This is a genomic window from Microbacterium immunditiarum (assembly GCF_013409785.1).
Taxonomy (GTDB): Bacteria; Actinomycetota; Actinomycetes; order Actinomycetales; family Microbacteriaceae; genus Microbacterium; species Microbacterium immunditiarum.
The window spans coordinates 163,887-177,588 of sequence record NZ_JACCBV010000001.1 but is presented as its reverse complement, the minus strand read 5'-3'; the positions used below and the strand labels follow the sequence as shown (position 1 = coordinate 177,588).

Annotated in this window: 17 protein-coding genes and 1 tRNA gene; 7 read left to right on the top strand and 11 right to left on the bottom strand. The window is 70.5% G+C overall.

Annotation, left to right across the window (positions count from 1 at the left end):
* Positions 1-82: 82 nt before the first annotated feature.
* The 4 genes from paaB to BJ991_RS00775 form a co-directional block, all read right to left on the bottom strand.
* Positions 83-388: a 1,2-phenylacetyl-CoA epoxidase subunit PaaB gene (gene paaB, locus BJ991_RS00790; RefSeq protein WP_179486601.1), complete on the bottom strand. Its 306-nt coding sequence runs from the start codon at positions 386-388 to the stop codon at positions 83-85.
* Positions 388-1,362 (bottom strand): 1,2-phenylacetyl-CoA epoxidase subunit PaaA, encoded by a 975-nt coding sequence (paaA, locus tag BJ991_RS00785; RefSeq protein ID WP_179486599.1) that lies wholly within the window; start codon positions 1,360-1,362, stop codon positions 388-390. Before paaA ends, paaB begins: the two co-directional genes overlap by 1 nt.
* Positions 1,363-1,467: 105 nt before the next feature.
* Positions 1,468-1,890, bottom strand: coding sequence for a type II toxin-antitoxin system VapC family toxin (locus tag BJ991_RS00780; protein WP_179486597.1), 423 nt, complete (start codon positions 1,888-1,890; stop codon positions 1,468-1,470).
* Positions 1,874-2,107 carry a FitA-like ribbon-helix-helix domain-containing protein gene (locus BJ991_RS00775; RefSeq protein ID WP_179486595.1) on the bottom strand — a complete coding sequence of 78 codons (234 nt, stop codon included), beginning with the start codon at positions 2,105-2,107 and terminating at the stop codon, positions 1,874-1,876. Before BJ991_RS00775 ends, BJ991_RS00780 begins: the two co-directional genes overlap by 17 nt.
* Before the next feature lie 107 nt (positions 2,108-2,214).
* Between BJ991_RS00775 and paaI the strand changes: the two genes are divergently transcribed.
* Together paaI and BJ991_RS00765 are read left to right on the top strand one after the other, a co-directional pair.
* Complete coding sequence (gene paaI / locus BJ991_RS00770) at positions 2,215-2,664, top strand: hydroxyphenylacetyl-CoA thioesterase PaaI (RefSeq protein ID WP_179486593.1); 450 nt, start codon at positions 2,215-2,217, stop codon at positions 2,662-2,664.
* 152 nt (positions 2,665-2,816) lie between these two features.
* The gene (locus tag BJ991_RS00765) at positions 2,817-3,500 is read left to right on the top strand and encodes a peptidoglycan DD-metalloendopeptidase family protein (RefSeq protein ID WP_179486591.1); all 684 of its coding nucleotides are present in this window, start codon (positions 2,817-2,819) and stop codon (positions 3,498-3,500) included.
* Between the two features lie 7 nt (positions 3,501-3,507).
* Here the strand turns inward: BJ991_RS00765 and paaZ are convergent, their stop codons facing one another.
* Genes paaZ through BJ991_RS00750 form a run of 3 tightly spaced genes read right to left on the bottom strand, consistent with a single transcriptional unit; the run spans position 3,508 to position 7,354 of the window.
* Positions 3,508-5,583 (bottom strand): phenylacetic acid degradation bifunctional protein PaaZ, encoded by a 2,076-nt coding sequence (gene paaZ / locus BJ991_RS00760; protein ID WP_179486589.1) that lies wholly within the window; start codon positions 5,581-5,583, stop codon positions 3,508-3,510.
* Positions 5,580-6,584 carry a 3-hydroxyacyl-CoA dehydrogenase family protein gene (locus BJ991_RS00755; RefSeq protein ID WP_179486587.1) on the bottom strand — a complete coding sequence of 335 codons (1,005 nt, stop codon included), beginning with the start codon at positions 6,582-6,584 and terminating at the stop codon, positions 5,580-5,582. Before BJ991_RS00755 ends, paaZ begins: the two co-directional genes overlap by 4 nt.
* On the bottom strand, positions 6,581-7,354 hold the full coding sequence (locus BJ991_RS00750) for an enoyl-CoA hydratase/isomerase family protein (RefSeq protein WP_425487515.1): 774 nt from the start codon (positions 7,352-7,354) through the stop codon (positions 6,581-6,583). The genes BJ991_RS00755 and BJ991_RS00750 overlap by 4 nt, the downstream gene beginning before the upstream one ends.
* Before the next feature lie 72 nt (positions 7,355-7,426).
* On the opposite strand from BJ991_RS00750, the gene BJ991_RS00745 reads away from it, so the two are divergent.
* The 4 genes from BJ991_RS00745 to BJ991_RS00730 all read left to right on the top strand — a co-directional run bounded on the left by BJ991_RS00745 (position 7,427) and on the right by BJ991_RS00730 (position 10,163).
* The gene (locus BJ991_RS00745; protein WP_343048574.1) at positions 7,427-8,038 is read left to right on the top strand and encodes a TetR/AcrR family transcriptional regulator; all 612 of its coding nucleotides are present in this window, start codon (positions 7,427-7,429) and stop codon (positions 8,036-8,038) included.
* Between the two features lie 51 nt (positions 8,039-8,089).
* A complete protein-coding gene (locus BJ991_RS00740; RefSeq protein ID WP_179486583.1) occupies positions 8,090-8,824 on the top strand; it encodes a hypothetical protein in 735 nt (244 codons plus the stop codon).
* A 295-nt stretch (positions 8,825-9,119) separates the two neighbouring features.
* On the top strand, positions 9,120-9,539 hold the full coding sequence (locus BJ991_RS00735; protein ID WP_179486581.1) for a dehydrogenase: 420 nt from the start codon (positions 9,120-9,122) through the stop codon (positions 9,537-9,539).
* Positions 9,540-9,746: 207 nt separating this feature from the next.
* A complete protein-coding gene (locus BJ991_RS00730) occupies positions 9,747-10,163 on the top strand; it encodes a hypothetical protein (RefSeq protein WP_179486579.1) in 417 nt (138 codons plus the stop codon).
* Here BJ991_RS00730 and BJ991_RS00725 read toward each other — a convergent pair.
* The 4 genes from BJ991_RS00725 to BJ991_RS00710 all read right to left on the bottom strand — a co-directional run bounded on the left by BJ991_RS00725 (position 10,109) and on the right by BJ991_RS00710 (position 13,291).
* Positions 10,109-10,558: a PIN domain-containing protein gene (locus tag BJ991_RS00725; protein ID WP_179486577.1), complete on the bottom strand. Its 450-nt coding sequence runs from the start codon at positions 10,556-10,558 to the stop codon at positions 10,109-10,111. The two genes, BJ991_RS00730 and BJ991_RS00725, sit on opposite strands and share 55 nt — an antisense overlap.
* On the bottom strand, positions 10,555-10,824 hold the full coding sequence (locus tag BJ991_RS00720) for a type II toxin-antitoxin system VapB family antitoxin (protein ID WP_179486575.1): 270 nt from the start codon (positions 10,822-10,824) through the stop codon (positions 10,555-10,557). The genes BJ991_RS00725 and BJ991_RS00720 overlap by 4 nt, the downstream gene beginning before the upstream one ends.
* 35 nt (positions 10,825-10,859) lie before the next feature.
* Positions 10,860-12,227, bottom strand: a complete 1,368-nt coding sequence (radA, locus tag BJ991_RS00715) for a DNA repair protein RadA (protein WP_179486573.1) — start codon at positions 12,225-12,227, stop codon at positions 10,860-10,862.
* Between the two features lie 110 nt (positions 12,228-12,337).
* Positions 12,338-13,291, bottom strand: a complete 954-nt coding sequence (locus tag BJ991_RS00710) for an L-lactate dehydrogenase (protein WP_179486571.1) — start codon at positions 13,289-13,291, stop codon at positions 12,338-12,340.
* A gap of 125 nt (positions 13,292-13,416) precedes the next feature.
* Between BJ991_RS00710 and BJ991_RS00705 the strand changes: the two genes are divergently transcribed.
* Positions 13,417-13,507 (top strand) — tRNA-Ser (locus BJ991_RS00705).
* Positions 13,508-13,702 lie beyond the last annotated feature (195 nt).

Sequence of the window (13,702 nt, the reverse complement as noted above, 5' to 3'; positions counted from 1 at the left end):
GGGCGCGTCTCATCCACCCCAAAGTCGGTATTCCGCCCCAAACCGGGGTCAGTGGTGGGGTCAGTGGTGGTGAAGGGCTGCGTCACAGGTGCGGCACCCCCTCCGACGCCGTGTAGTACACGGCGTGCCGGTAGTTCTTTCCGGCCGGACTCTCGAAGAACGCGCCCTTCGCGTCGGGGTCGCTCGTGGTGATGGCATCCGCCGGCACGACCCAGATCGACGTGCCCTCGCCGCGGCGCGTGTAGAGGTCTCGCGCGTTGCGCAGCGCCATCTCGGCGTCGGGCGCGTGCAGCGAACCGGCGTGCACGTGGCTCAGGCCGCGGTTCGCGCGCACGAACACCTCCCACAGGGGCCAGGTCTCGCGGGCGTCGGATCCGGGGGTCGCCATCACGCCACCGCCTTCTGTGCGTTCTCGGACTGCTTGCGGGCGTACTCCGCCGCCGCTTCGCGCACCCACGCACCGTCTTCGTGCGCATCGCGGCGACGCTGAAGCCGCTCGGCGTTGCACGGACCGCGACCGGAGAGCACCTCGCGGAACTCGTCCCAGTCGATCTCGCTCGTGTCCCAGCGGCCGGTGTCCTCGTTCCAGCGCAGGTTCGGGTCGGGGAGCGTCACTCCGAGGATCTCGGCCTGCGGCACGAGCATCCCGATGAAGCGCTGACGCAGCTCGTCGTTCGAGAAGCGCTTGATCTTCCACGCCATGGACTGCGCCGAGTTCGGCGACTGGTCGTCGGGCGGGCCGAACATCATGAGCGACGGCCAGTACCAGCGGTTCACCGCGTCCTGCGCCATCTCGCGCTGTGCCGCGGTGCCTTGCATCAGGGTCAGGAGGATCTCGAAGCCCTGCCGCTGGTGGAAGGACTCCTCCTTGCAGATGCGGATCATCGCGCGCGCGTACGGTCCGTACGACGCGCGGCACAGGGGGACCTGGTTGCAGATCGCGGCGCCGTCCACGAGCCATCCGATCGCACCCATGTCGGCCCAGGTCGGAGTCGGGTAGTTGAAGATCGACGAGTACTTCGCGCGGCCATCGATGAGCTGCTGAGTCATCTCGTCGCGCGTGATGCCGAGCGTCTGCGCCGCGGAGTACAGGTACAGGCCGTGTCCGGCCTCGTCCTGCACCTTGGCCATGAGGATCGCCTTGCGCTTGAGGCTCGGCGCCCGCGTGATCCAGTTGCCCTCCGGCTGCATGCCGATGATCTCGGAGTGGCCGTGCTGCGAGATCTGCCGGATGAGCGTCTTGCGGTACGCGTCGGGCATCCAGTCGCGGGGCTCGACGCGCGAGTCGGCGTCGATGATGGCGTCGAATGCCGCCTCTTCGGGGGAGCGCTCGACCTCTTCGTCGAGGGTGGTGGTGGTCATCGTCGACTCCTGACGGATCCTCGATCCGAATTACAGACCGTTCGTTCAGTTATTATGCCACCACCCTGCCGACGCGTGTCACCCCGAGCCGCTTGCCCGACCGGATCAGCGGAACACGTCGACGCGGCAGCGGGCGCCCGCGGCCTGCGCGATGCGGGCGTCGCCCGTGATGAGCGGAGCGCCGAGATGCTCGGCGAGCGCGACGTACCCGGCGTCGTAGCTCGACAGGTTCGCCCGGAGCTCCCACGCTCTGTCGGTGAGCAGAGCCCACGGCCACAGCTCGATCGGCAGATCGTGGGCGGCGCGTCGTGCCGCCTCGCCCTGTTCGGGAGTGAGGCGTGCGCCGAGGATGAGCCCGCGTACGCCGCTGTCCACCTCGGTCGGAAGCAGGTGGGGTGCGTGCAGGGACGTCTCGGTCAGGCGCTCGGCGAGAGCGGATGCCGCAGCCGACCGCGACGTCACGAGCGCGATCACCGCCGACGCATCGATGACGACCGTCTCGGGCGCCGCGTCAGCGGCGCGCGCCATGCACGGCCTCGACGATCTCGTCCATCGACAGATCGGGGTACGACCTCGCGTTCAGGCGGGCTCGCGTGATCGCCTCAGCGGCGCTCGGGGTCTCGGCGAGGTGCCGCAGCTGGATGCTGAGGTACTCCTGCAGCGAGCGGCCCGACCGGGCGGCGCGCGCTGCGAGCTCGTCCCTCACCTCGTCGGGCACGTTCCGCACGGTGATCGTCACAGCCATGTCGACATTCTATCGGCTGTGCAGGCAATCTGCATGCACCGCCCTGAAGCCGCCCCGTCGCCCACGGCCGCATTAGGCTCGGTCTCAACTCGACCCGGAGACCCTCGATGACGACGGAACCGACCGATCCCGACCGCGCCGACGCGGCATCCGATCGCCTCACTCGCGCCATGATGGAGCGCGATCTCGCCTCGGCCGCCCTCGGCATGGTGGTCGAGCACGACGAGCCGGGGCACTCCGTCGTGAGCATGATCGTGCGCGACGACATGACGAACGGCTTCCGCATCACCCACGGCGGAATCGTGTTCGCGCTCGCTGACACCGCGTTCGCGATCGCGTGCAACGAGGACGAGCGCATCACCGTGGCGCAGGGCGCCGACATCACGTTCCTGAAGTCGACGCAGGCGGGCCAGAAGCTCACCGCGACGGCCCGTCGCCGCGTGCGCAACGGGCGCTCCGGCCTCTATGACGTGACCGTCGTCGACGACGCGGGCGACGTCGTGGCGGAGTTCCGCGGACGGTCGCTGACCACCGATCGCACGCTGCCGAAGTCGTAGCGAGGGATGCCGCGCCACCCCGCGCGCCCCGCCTGACTCGCCCACCGCGGGTATCACCCGCGCCGCCCGGCCCTCCCCTCTTGCAAGAACGCAGCGCCGCCCGTGGCATCCGAGGCTCCGGATCCGGCCTGCCGGTTGTGAGGAGAAGGATCATGACGGTCTGGGGGAACGGGCTGGTCCAACGACCGCTCGTCTCGAACGGGGGACAGTTCGGCGCACCGCGGCCGGGCGGCCGTACCCACGCAGGGGCGGACTTCATCGGATACAACGAGCTGCGGGCGATCGAGCCGGGACGCGTGACGTTCGCCGGCGTGCTCACCCCCGCGGCCGGCGTGTCGGTCGCGATCGACCTGCCGAACAAGATCGACGGGCACACCGTGACGATCGTGCGCATGCACATCAAGGAGAACACGCTCAAGGTCGGCGCGGGCTCTCAGGTCGTCGCGGGCCAGCTCATCGGCATGATGGGCGCGTCCGGCAACGCGCAGGGGGCGTGCGACCACGTCGAGATCCGGTTCTTCCGCAACGGCCAGCTGATCAGGACGGTGGACCCGGTCACGTGGATCGGGAACCGCATCGGCGGTGGTCCGCAGCCGGCGATGCTGGGCTCGCAGCAGCGCGTGTCGAAGGCGTTCGTCAACGGACGCGCGGCTCCGACGCGTCAGGCGGCGATCCGCGGCTCGCTCGCGGCGGGCGTGACGGGCACGTTCAACGCCTTCACGCACGGCGAGAGCGTCGAGGGGAACAACGTCTGGTTCCGCGGCCATTTCACCGGCCTGTGGTTCTGGTCGGGTGCCTTCACGAGCACCTCGACGCAGGGTCTGATCCGGATCTAGCGACGATTCAGGCGGTCGCGACCGCGGCGTGCTCCTTCGCGACGAGGGTGAGCACGTCGTAGGTCGCGACCGTCTCGTCGCGCTGGTTGCGGATGACCGCGTCCCAGCGCACCTCGCCGTAGTCCTCGGTCTCGCGCGGCGTGATCTGCTTCGCCGTCAGCACGACGCGGATCTCGTCGCCCGGCGACACAGGCGTCATGAACCGCAGGTTCTCGAGCCCGTAGTTCGCGAGCACGGGGCCCGGATCGGGGTCGACGAACAGGCCCGCCGCCCACGAGACGAGCAGGTAGCCGTGCGCGACCCGTCCGGGGAAGAACGGGTTGGCGGAGGCCGCGGCCTCGTCCATGTGCGCGTAGAACGTGTCGCCCGTGAAGTGCGCGAAGGTCTCGATGTCGTCGAGGGTGACGGACCGTGGCTCCGACGCGAACTGATCGCCCAGGCGCAGCTCGGCGAGCGACTTGCGGAACGGATGCACGTCGTGGCGCGCGGGCGCGCCCTCATGCCACACGCCGGTGAGCGCGGTCAGCATCTCGGGGGAACCCTGCACCGCCGTGCGCTGCATGTGGTGCAGCACCGCGCGGATGCCACCGAGCTCCTCGCCCCCGCCCGCGCGCCCCGGACCGCCGTGCACGAGGTGCGGCACGGGCGAGCCGTGGCCCGTCGAGGTCCGCGCGTTGTCGCGGTTGAGGAAGAGCACGCGTCCGTTGTAGGCGCCGATGTGCGAGAGCAGCTGGACCGCGACCGCCGGATCGTTCGTCGCGACGCTCGTGACGAGCGAGCCGCCGCCCCGGTCGACGAGGCGCGCCGCCTCGTCGAGCGTCGAGTAGGGGAGCAGGCTCGCGACCGGTCCGAACGCCTCGACCTCGTGCACGGCGTCGGGCGCGTCGTGGCCGAAGCCGACGAGGATCGGGGCCACGAAGGCGCCCTCGGGCGCCGGGGCGACGGTGCCGTCGGCGTGGACGACGGGTGGGGCATCCGTCGACCCCACGAGGACGAGGCCGCCCGCCGACTCGAGCGCGGCGACCTGCCGCAGCACGTCGTCGCGCTGCTCGGTCGACACGAGCGGGCCCATCGTGACGGACTCGTGGTGCGGGTCGCCGATCACGACGCGGCTCTCGATCGCGGAGCGGAGGGCCTCGACGACGGCGTCGACGGATGCCTCGGGCACGATCGCCCGCCGGATCGCGGTGCACTTCTGCCCGGTCTTGCTCGTGAGCTCGACCATCAGCTGCTTCACGTAGGCCTCGAACTCGGGCGTCCCGGGCTCGGCATCGGGGCCGAGCACCGACGCGTTGATCGAGTCCGTCTCGACGGTGAAGCGCACACCCCCCGTCTGGACGCTCGGGTGCGCGCGGAGGCGCTCCGCGGTCGACGCGCTCCCCGTGAACCCGATGAGATCGCCGAGTCGCAGGTGGTCGAGCAGGTCGTGTGCCGAGCCGCTCAGAAGCTGGAGCGATCCGGCCGGGAGCAGCCCCGACTCGACGAGGATGCGCACCCACGCCTCGGCGAGGTACGCCGTCGGCGTCGCGGGCTTCACGAGCGTGGGCACACCCGCGAGGAAGGCCGGTGCGAACTTCTCGAGCGCGCCCCACACGGGGAAGTTGAACGCGTTGATCTGCACCGCGACACCCGGCAGGCGCGTGTAGATATGCCGTCCGAGGAATGAGCCGTCCTTCGAGAGCACCTCGACGGGGCCGTCGACGATCACCGACGCGTTCGGCAGCTCGCGGCGCCCCTTCGACGAGTAGGTGAACAGCACGCCGATGCCGCCGTCGACGTCGATCATCGCGTCGCGCTGCGTCGCTCCGGCGTGCTTCGACAGCTCGTACAGCTCCGCCTTGCGCTCGGTCAGCGCCTGCGCGAACTGCTTGAGCAGGAGGGCCCGCTGATGGAATGTCATCGTGCTGAGGCTGCGCTGCCCGACCGTGCGCGCATGCTCGAGCGCGCCCGCGATGTCGGCGCCCGCCGCGCTGATGCGCGCGACCTCCTCGCCCGTCGACGCGTCTCGCACGACGGCGGCGTCGGTCGCGGCATCCGGTCGCCACCATTCGTCGCTCAGGTAGCTCGCCACGATCTGTGTCATCTGTCATTCCATTCGTAGAAGCCCCGGCCGGACTTGCGGCCGAGGTGCCCGTCGGCGACCATGCGGCGCAGCAGCTCGGGAGGTGTGTAGCGCTCGCCGAGCGTGCGCTCGAGCTCTTCGGCGATCGCGAGGCGCACGTCGAGTCCGACGACATCGGTCGTGCGCAGCGGCCCGATCGGATGCCGGTACCCGAGCTCCATCGCCGCGTCGATGTCCTCCGCGCTCGCGACGCCCTCCTCGAGCATGCGGATCGCCTCGAGCCCGAGCATCACGCCGAGCCTGCTCGACGCGAACCCGGGACTGTCGCGCACGATGATGGGGCGCTTGCCGAGGGCGGACACCCACCCGAACGCGTCGTCGACCACCGCGGAATCGGTGGACGAGCCCACGATGATCTCGACGAGCTGCGACGACGGCACGGGGTTGAAGAAGTGCAGTCCGAGGAAGCGCTCCGGACGCGCGAGGCTCTCGGCGAGGGCCTCGATCGGGATCGACGACGTGTTCGTCGCGAGCACCGCACCGGGCGCGATCGCCGCCTCCGCCCGCGCGAGCTCGGCGGCCTTGAGGGTGCGATCCTCGGGAACCGCCTCGACCACGAGGCCGCACGACGCGAAGAGCGACACGTCGGTCGTGATCGTGAACGCCGACGAGAGCGCGTCGAGCGGTGAGAGCGGCTCGCCCGCGGTGGCAGAGCGCTCGGCCGTGCGACGGAGGGAATCGCGGATGCGGCGCCCCGATGCATCCGCCGACTCGCGGTCCCGCTCGACCACGACCACGCGTGCACCGGCAACGGCGAACGCGTGCGCGATGCCGGAGCCCATGCGGCCGCCGCCGAGCACGCCGACGCGCTCGGGCACGCGCGAGGTCAAGCCGGCGGCGGAGTCCTCGGTCGCCGCGCGGGCGTTGCCGTGGGTCGACGGGCTCACCCCGGGCGAGCGCGCGGCGCCCCACCCCTCGGGCCCGGAGCGAGCGAAGCGAGACGACGGGTCAACGGAGCTCATCGCTTCTTCCTCTCGAGGAAGTCGGTCATGCGGCGGAACTTCTCGGGACTCTCGAACAACTCTGCCTGCAACTCGAGCTCGATGTCAGGGTGTGCCTCTTCCGGTGCGAGGAGCGCGCGCTTCGTGTGCATCGTGGCGAGACGATCGTTCGCGGTGATCCGATCAGCGAGCGCGTGTGCGGCGGGCAGCAGGTCGTCGGGCTCGTGCAGTGACGACACGAGCCCCCAGGCGAGGGCGGCCTCGGCGTCGAGCACCCGACCCGTGAGGAGCAGCTCGCTCGCTCGGGCGTCGCCGACGAGCCGCGGCAGCAGCCAGGTCGCACCGGCGGCCGCGATGATGCCGAGGCCCGTCTCCGGGTTGCCGATGCGCATGCGCGGCGTGCCGATCCGCAGGTCGGCGGCATAGGCGAGCTCGGCGCCGCCGCCCAGCGCCCAGCCGTCGATCGCGGCGATCACGGGCATCGGGAGCGCGCGGATGCGGCGGAAGGCGTGCGCGTTGATGCCGCGGCGCGCGTTCTCGGCGCGCCGGTCGCGCAACTGGGCGATGTCGGCTCCGGATGCGAACACGCCGTCGGCGCCCGTGAGGATGAGCACCGCCGGCGACGCCTCGAGCTCTGCGCACAGGGCATGGAGGGCGTCGATCATCGCCTGGTCGATCGCGTTCCGGGCCTCGGGACGATCGAGGGTCGCGACCACCCGATCAGCCAGGCGCTCGACGCGCAAGCAGGCGCGCGTCGCGGGCTCGGGCATCGTCGTCCTCTCGATCGCCATTACTTACCGATCGTTCAGGAATTATGGCAGAGACGACCCGCATCCGCCACCGGCGGTGACAGACTGGAGCCCGTGACGACCGCCGCCGAGCCTCCCGTCGCCTCGCGCCGAGGCCGCCCGGGCTACGACCAGGACGCGGTGCTCGACGTCGCCGTCGCCGTCTTCAACGAGCACGGCTTCGATGCGACGCCGATCTCGGCCCTCGCCGACCGGCTCGGGCTGTCGAAGTCGGCGCTCTACCACCACTTCGACTCGAAGGAGCAGTTGCTCGGCGTCGCGCTCGAGGAGGCGCTCGGCGCCCTCGAGGGAGTCCTCGTCGAGCCCGGCGCGACCGAGGGCACCGCGACCGAGCGGCTGGCGTTCGTGCTCCGCGGGGCGGTGCGCGTCCTTGTGGCGCGACTTCCGTACGTGACGTTGCTGCTGCGCGTGCGGGGCAACAGCGCGGTGGAGCGCTCGGCGCTCGAACGCCGTCGGGCGTTCGACCACGCGATCACCGCGCTCGTGCGCGAGGCGCAGGCCGAGGGGTCCGTGCGCGCCGACATCGAGGCATCCGTCGCCACCCGTCTCGTGTTCGGCATGGTCAACTCGATCGTCGAGTGGTACCGGCCGACCGGTCCCGAGGGCGCCGACGAGCTCGCGGGCGACGTGCTCGCCGTCGCGCTCGACGGCTTGCGCACGCGCTGATCCCGGGCGTGCCGTCGGGGCGCGGCGAGGGGCGAGACCTACCCTGGACGCATGAGCGGCACGACACGGCGACGGCGGCATCCGCCCGCGGTGTATCGGCGGCGCCGGCTGACGGTGCTGCTGGGGCTCTTGATCGTGATCGCTGCGATCTGGCTCCTCATCGCGCAGCCGTGGCGCAGCTGGGCCGACGCGTTCGCGGCCGGCCCTGCGGCCACTCCGTCGAGCACCGAGACGACGGATGCCACGACCGCCATCCCTGCGCCCGAGATCGGCGGTTCGCAGACCCCTGCCGCGGAGGAGGCGGGCACCGAGGCGCCGCCGGGGACGTCGACGCCACCCGAAGAGGGATCCGCCCCGCCGTCCACGACGCCCGCGATCGATCCCTGCCGCGCGCGGGATGTGACGGTCGAGGCGGTCACCGACCAGGACACGTACGCGTCGGGCCAGAACCCGCAGCTGTCGATCAGGCTCACGAACGTCTCGGCGCAGGACTGCACGATCAACGTCGGCACCGCGACGCAGTCGTTCGTCATCAGCAGCGGCAGCGACACGTGGTGGCGTTCGACGGACTGCCAGTCGGCTCCCAGCGACGTCGTCGTCACGCTCAAGGCCGGCCAGGCCGTCGCCAGCGCGACGCCCATCGTGTGGGATCGCACGCGCTCTTCCATCTCGACGTGCGGTGACGACGAGCGGCCGCGAGCCGGCGCGGGGGGCGCCTCGTATCACCTCAGCGTCGAGATCGGCGGCTTCACTTCGACGCAGTCGAAGCAGTTCCTTCTATACTGATCCGTCGTCGAGTACTGTGAGCCCATTCACTGGGCCTCTCTGCAGGGCCCGATCCCGTTAAATGAGAGTTCTCTCATCGTCTGTCCCCCGAAGAGGGGACAGACGAATGTTTCGAGCTCACCTAGCCTTGAATCAGCTCCCGAGCGGAGATGGCTCGCGCTGACCCCAGACAGCGATACTCGACCCCAGCGAGTTGCGAGCACCGCGGTGAGCAGTCGGCCCTCTCGGGTCGCCCATCCCAAGGCGATCTGAGAGGGCCACGCTCGTCGCTGCCCACCGCCACTACGCTGGACGGATGGCATCGGGCAAGCAGAGTCGTGCGAAGCGCAAGGGCTTACCGCCGCTCGAGTTTCGCAACGCACAGCTCGCCGATGCGCTCCAGACGCAGGACATGGCGGCCGTCGCATTCGCGCTGCGGCACGGCCCGACCGTCGTCCCGTTGCTGCGCGTCGGCGAGCGCGACAATCCGCTCGACGCGGGCGAGGTCTGGACCTATCGCGACCCCCGCACGGGCGACGTCGCGCTGTTGCTGTTCAGCGACGCCGCGAACAAGCCCGAGTCACTGCCGCCGGGGGTCGCCCTGCAGTCGCCGGCTTGGCTCCGGGCCTTCCTCGAGGTGCACGAGGACGAGATCACGACGGTGTTCTTCGACATCGCGGGCCCGCACGCGATGCAGGCCTCTCCGGCCGACCTGATCGCCGCGCTCGACGCGTGACCACCCGGCGGCGCCTCACTCAGTGAGAGTCCGACCTGCGCAACACTCCCACACGGATCTCGACATCACGGTACCCGTTTGGCAGACTCCCGCGAATGGAGTTCGTGATGGTCGCCTTCGTGTGCGCCGCGGGTCTCATCATCCCCGTGGCGCTCGGGTTCGCTCCGAGCCAGCGCCGGCGCGCGCGCGGCCGCTGAGGATCTCACCATGACCGCCCGCGCTCGCCCTTCTCCTCCGGGGCGGCGGTGGGCCGGGGCATCCGTGCTCGTCGTCGCGCTTGCGCTGTCTGCCTGCGCCGGATCGTCGGGCGGAGACGTTCCGTCATCGGGTCCGCTGGCGGTGTATCCGAGACCGGATGCCGGCATGGACGCGCTCCTCGAGGGAACCCTCGTGCTCGACCCTGCGTGCGTGCAGGTCGCGTCACCGGAGGGGCACATCGCGGTGCCGGTCTTCCCCGCGGGCGACGCGACGCTCGAAGCGGATGGCACCGTCCTCGTGTGGGACGGTGAGGAGTACCGCCACGGCGATCGCATCGCCCTCGGCGGCGGGTTCTCCCCCGTGAGCGGCGGCTATGTGCCGGCGGCCTGCGAAGGGCTGGAGCTCTTCGCAGTTGCGCCGGCCTGACGGGCCGGATCGAGTGCTGAGCGGATGTCAGTGTGCGCGAAGTCGCCGCCGACATACAGCAGCGGCTCGCGCCGCTCGGTCGCGAGGGCGTAACTGAAGCAGTCGCCGAAGTTGAGCCGAGCCGGATGCCCCGACCCGCGTCCGTAGTCGCGGTACGCCTCCCGTGCGATGCGCGCCTGCTCGGCGGTAGCGGGAACGATCTCGATGTCGTCGAACAGCTCGTCGAAGAGGCGGCTTGCGACGGGGTTCTGCCGAGCGTCGATCACGACGGATGCCTCAACGTACGTCGCCGCCGACATGAGGCGCCGATTGGCGCTCGCCATGGCATCCGCCAGTTCTTCTGATCCCGGTTCTGCGAGCGCGATCGCGATGAGCGCCGACGTGTCGATGATCACCGGGGAAGTCCCGTGTCGCGGTCGTACAGGCCGTCGGCGTAGGCCCACAGATCGATGGCCGCACCGTCGTCCGCGACGGCAGCCTGCAGCTCCGCCACCGCTTGACGGATCCGCCGCTCGCGCTCGGCGCGGCGCCGCTCAGTGCGCAGCGCGTCGAGCTTGTCGCGGACTGCGGCCTCGACGGCGGACGTCTGACTGACGCCGAGAGCGTCAGCGAGTTCACGCACGGCGGCGTGAACATCCTCATTCTTGATGTTGAGACTCACGGTAGAAGTCTACCTGAATTGTCTACCCTGTCTACCTAGAACGCAGGAACGTCGTCGCCCACCCGCGGCTGCACGTCGACTCGCAGCCGATCGAGCGCCGCCCGCAGCGACGTGCTCGACGAGTCGACGATCGTGCGGTAGCCGAGCCGCTCGGCCTCGGTGCGCCGCTGCGCGGCTTGCGTCACCGGACGGATCTCGCCCGACAACGACAGCTCGCCGATCGCGGCGGTGCTGCGGGGGAGCGAGCGATCGCGCAGGGCGTTCGCGACGGCGACCGCGATCGCGAGGTCGGCCGCGGGCTCGACGAGCCGCACGCCGCCGACCGTCGAGACGTAGACGTCCTGGTCGGACACCCGGATGCCGGCTCGCCTCTCGAGCACCGCGAGCACCATCGCGACGCGCGCCGCATCGACGCCGTTCACGACGCGACGCGGGTTCGGGCCCTTGTTCTCGACGGTGAGGGCCTGTACCTCGACAGGGAGCGCCCGCCGACCCTCGAGCGCGATCGTGACGCACGTGCCTGCGACGGGCGCGCCGTGTCCGAGGAACAGCGCGCTCGGGTCGGGAACCTCGGCGATGCCCGAGCCGGTCATGTCGAAGCATCCGACCTCGTCCGTCGGCCCGAACCGGTTCTTGAGCGCGCGCACGAACCGCAGCGACGTCTGCCGGTCGCCCTCGAAGTGGCACACGACGTCGACGAGGTGCTCGAGCACGCGCGGGCCGGCGATCGACCCGTCCTTCGTGACGTGCCCGACGATCACGACGGGCAGGTCGCGCTGTTTCGCGACGCGGATGAGTGTCGAGGCGACTTCGCGCACTTGAGACGGATGCCCCGCCATCCCCTCGGACAGCGCCGACGACACCGTCTGCACCGAGTCCACGATGAGCAGCTCGGGCTGCACCTCGTCGACGTGCCCGAGGATCGTCGCGAGATCCGTCTCGCTCGCGAGGAACAGCTCGTCGTGGAGCGCGCCGGTGCGTTCGGCGCGCAGGCGCACCTGTGCGGTCGACTCCTCGGCGCTCGCGTAGAGCACACGCTGCCCGTTGCGCGCGGCCTGCACCGCGACGTCGAGCAGCAGCGTCGACTTTCCGACGCCCGGCTCGCCCGACAGCAGGATCGCGGCCCCCGGTACGAGGCCTCCGCCGAGCACCCTGTCGAACTCGCCGACGCCGGTCGTTCGGCGGGGCGAGTCGCGCGTGTCGATCGCCGTGATCGGCCGCGCGGCGCGATCGGCAGCGGGCGCCACGGGCGCGATCGTACGGGTGATGCCGGTCTGCTCGGATGCCTCGACCACCGTTCCCCATTGCTGGCACTCGCCGCAGCGCCCGACCCACTTGATCGTCGTCCACCCGCACTCGGTGCACCGGTAGGGAGCGGTGGCGGTCGGGCGTCGGGAGGCCATGCGGCCAGGCTATTCGCCGCGTGCGACATTGCCGGATCGGGGGCTCGGCGTGGCCCGGTGTCGCGATGTGAGGCGGTGCTCGGGCGGCATCCGTTGCGGCTGTCGCCGCGTCAGCGGAGGGAGTCTGCGACCTTGAGCAAGGCGTCGGCCGAGTGGCGGAACAGCTCCAGTTCCTTGGGTGAGAACGACGTCTCGCGGATGGGCGCCGCGCCCGTCGCGCTCACGATGGACGGCACCGACAGGGCGACGCCGTCGACGCCGTGGAAGTCGTGCAGCACCGTCGAGACGGGCATGACGGCGTGCTCGTCGTTGAGGATCGCCTCGACGATGCGTGCGGACGACAGTCCGATCGCGTAGTTCGTGGCACCCTTGCCCTGGATGACCTTGTAGGCGGCGTCGCGCACGTCGACGGCGATCTCGTCGAGCTCGCCGGGTGTGAAGGGGGCGGAGCCGTCGGCCGGTCGCCAGTCCAGGATCGGCACGGTGCCGATCGTGGCCGCCGACCACAGGGCGAACTCGGTGTCGCCGTGCTCGCCCACGATGTACGCGTGCACGCTCGACGTCGAGACCCCGGCGCGCTGCGCGAGCAGCCACCGCAGGCGTGACGTGTCGAGGACGGTGCCCGAGGCGAAGATGCGCTCGAGCGGCAGGTCGGTCGCCTCCTGCGCGAGCACCGTCAGCACATCGCACGGGTTCGTCACGAGGACGTAGATCGCGTTCGGCGCGACCTCGAGCAGCTGCGGCATCATCGAGCGGATGATCCCGGCGTTGACCTCCGCGAGCTCGATGCGCGTCTGCCCCGGGTTCTGCTTCGCCCCCGCGGTGATGACGACGACGTGCGAGCCCTCGGCGACCGAGACGTCGCTGCCGCCGACGATGTCGCTCGACCCCGTGAACTGCGTGCCGTGCGCGAGGTCGAGCACCTCGGCCTCGACCTTCTCGGTCGCGATGTCGTACAGCGCGACGTGGCGCGCCGACCCCCGGATGAGGCACGCGTACGCAGCGCTCGAGCCGACGCTCCCCGCGCCGACGACGGTGACTTTCGAGTTCTCGATGACGGCCATGGGGTCAGTCTGGCAGGGGGCGAGTGGAGTGGGCCAGGGTGGCGCGGCGGATGCTCGGCGAGGGGCCAGGCGGTGGATGCGGCGCCGATTCGCGGCATCCGTCCGTCTGTCGTAAACTGGACGGCGGTGACGTGTCCGAGCGGCCGAAGGTGCAACTCTCGAAAAGTTGTGTAGGGTAACCCCCTACCGTGGGTTCAAATCCCACCGTCACCGCCAGCCTGAAGGCCCCGAGATCCGCGGAATTCCGCGGGAGTCGGGGCCTTCGCCATTCGCCGCGGACGCGTTTCACCCACATTTCACCCACAAGCGAATCCAGGTGAATCCGGTAGAGCCCTCTGATTGTGGCGGCGGACGAGGCACCCCGGTCGGTATCGAGGCGTGTCGTGGCCCCGTACTCACAGCCAGCGTTCC

Excerpts from the sequence above, each read along its gene's own strand:
- BJ991_RS00730 (WP_179486579.1), top strand. The coding sequence starts at position 9,747 with ATGACCGCCCGCGCTCGCCCTTCTCCTCCGGGGCGGCGGTGGGCCGGG.
- BJ991_RS00735 (WP_179486581.1), top strand. The coding sequence starts at position 9,120 with ATGGCATCGGGCAAGCAGAGTCGTGCGAAGCGCAAGGGCTTACCGCCG.
- BJ991_RS00765 (WP_179486591.1), top strand. The coding sequence starts at position 2,817 with ATGACGGTCTGGGGGAACGGGCTGGTCCAACGACCGCTCGTCTCGAAC.
- paaA (WP_179486599.1), bottom strand. The coding sequence starts at position 1,362 with ATGACCACCACCACCCTCGACGAAGAGGTCGAGCGCTCCCCCGAAGAG.
- BJ991_RS00755 (WP_179486587.1), bottom strand. The coding sequence starts at position 6,584 with ATGAGCTCCGTTGACCCGTCGTCTCGCTTCGCTCGCTCCGGGCCCGAG.
- BJ991_RS00710 (WP_179486571.1), bottom strand. The coding sequence starts at position 13,291 with ATGGCCGTCATCGAGAACTCGAAAGTCACCGTCGTCGGCGCGGGGAGC.
- BJ991_RS00775 (WP_179486595.1), bottom strand. The coding sequence starts at position 2,107 with ATGGCTGTGACGATCACCGTGCGGAACGTGCCCGACGAGGTGAGGGAC.
- BJ991_RS00780 (WP_179486597.1), bottom strand. The coding sequence starts at position 1,890 with ATGGCGCGCGCCGCTGACGCGGCGCCCGAGACGGTCGTCATCGATGCG.
- BJ991_RS00740 (WP_179486583.1), top strand. The coding sequence starts at position 8,090 with ATGAGCGGCACGACACGGCGACGGCGGCATCCGCCCGCGGTGTATCGG.
- BJ991_RS00750 (WP_425487515.1), bottom strand. The coding sequence starts at position 7,354 with ATGGCGATCGAGAGGACGACGATGCCCGAGCCCGCGACGCGCGCCTGC.
- paaB (WP_179486601.1), bottom strand. The coding sequence starts at position 388 with ATGGCGACCCCCGGATCCGACGCCCGCGAGACCTGGCCCCTGTGGGAG.
- paaI (WP_179486593.1), top strand. The coding sequence starts at position 2,215 with ATGACGACGGAACCGACCGATCCCGACCGCGCCGACGCGGCATCCGAT.
- paaZ (WP_179486589.1), bottom strand. The coding sequence starts at position 5,583 with ATGACACAGATCGTGGCGAGCTACCTGAGCGACGAATGGTGGCGACCG.
- radA (WP_179486573.1), bottom strand. The coding sequence starts at position 12,227 with ATGGCCTCCCGACGCCCGACCGCCACCGCTCCCTACCGGTGCACCGAG.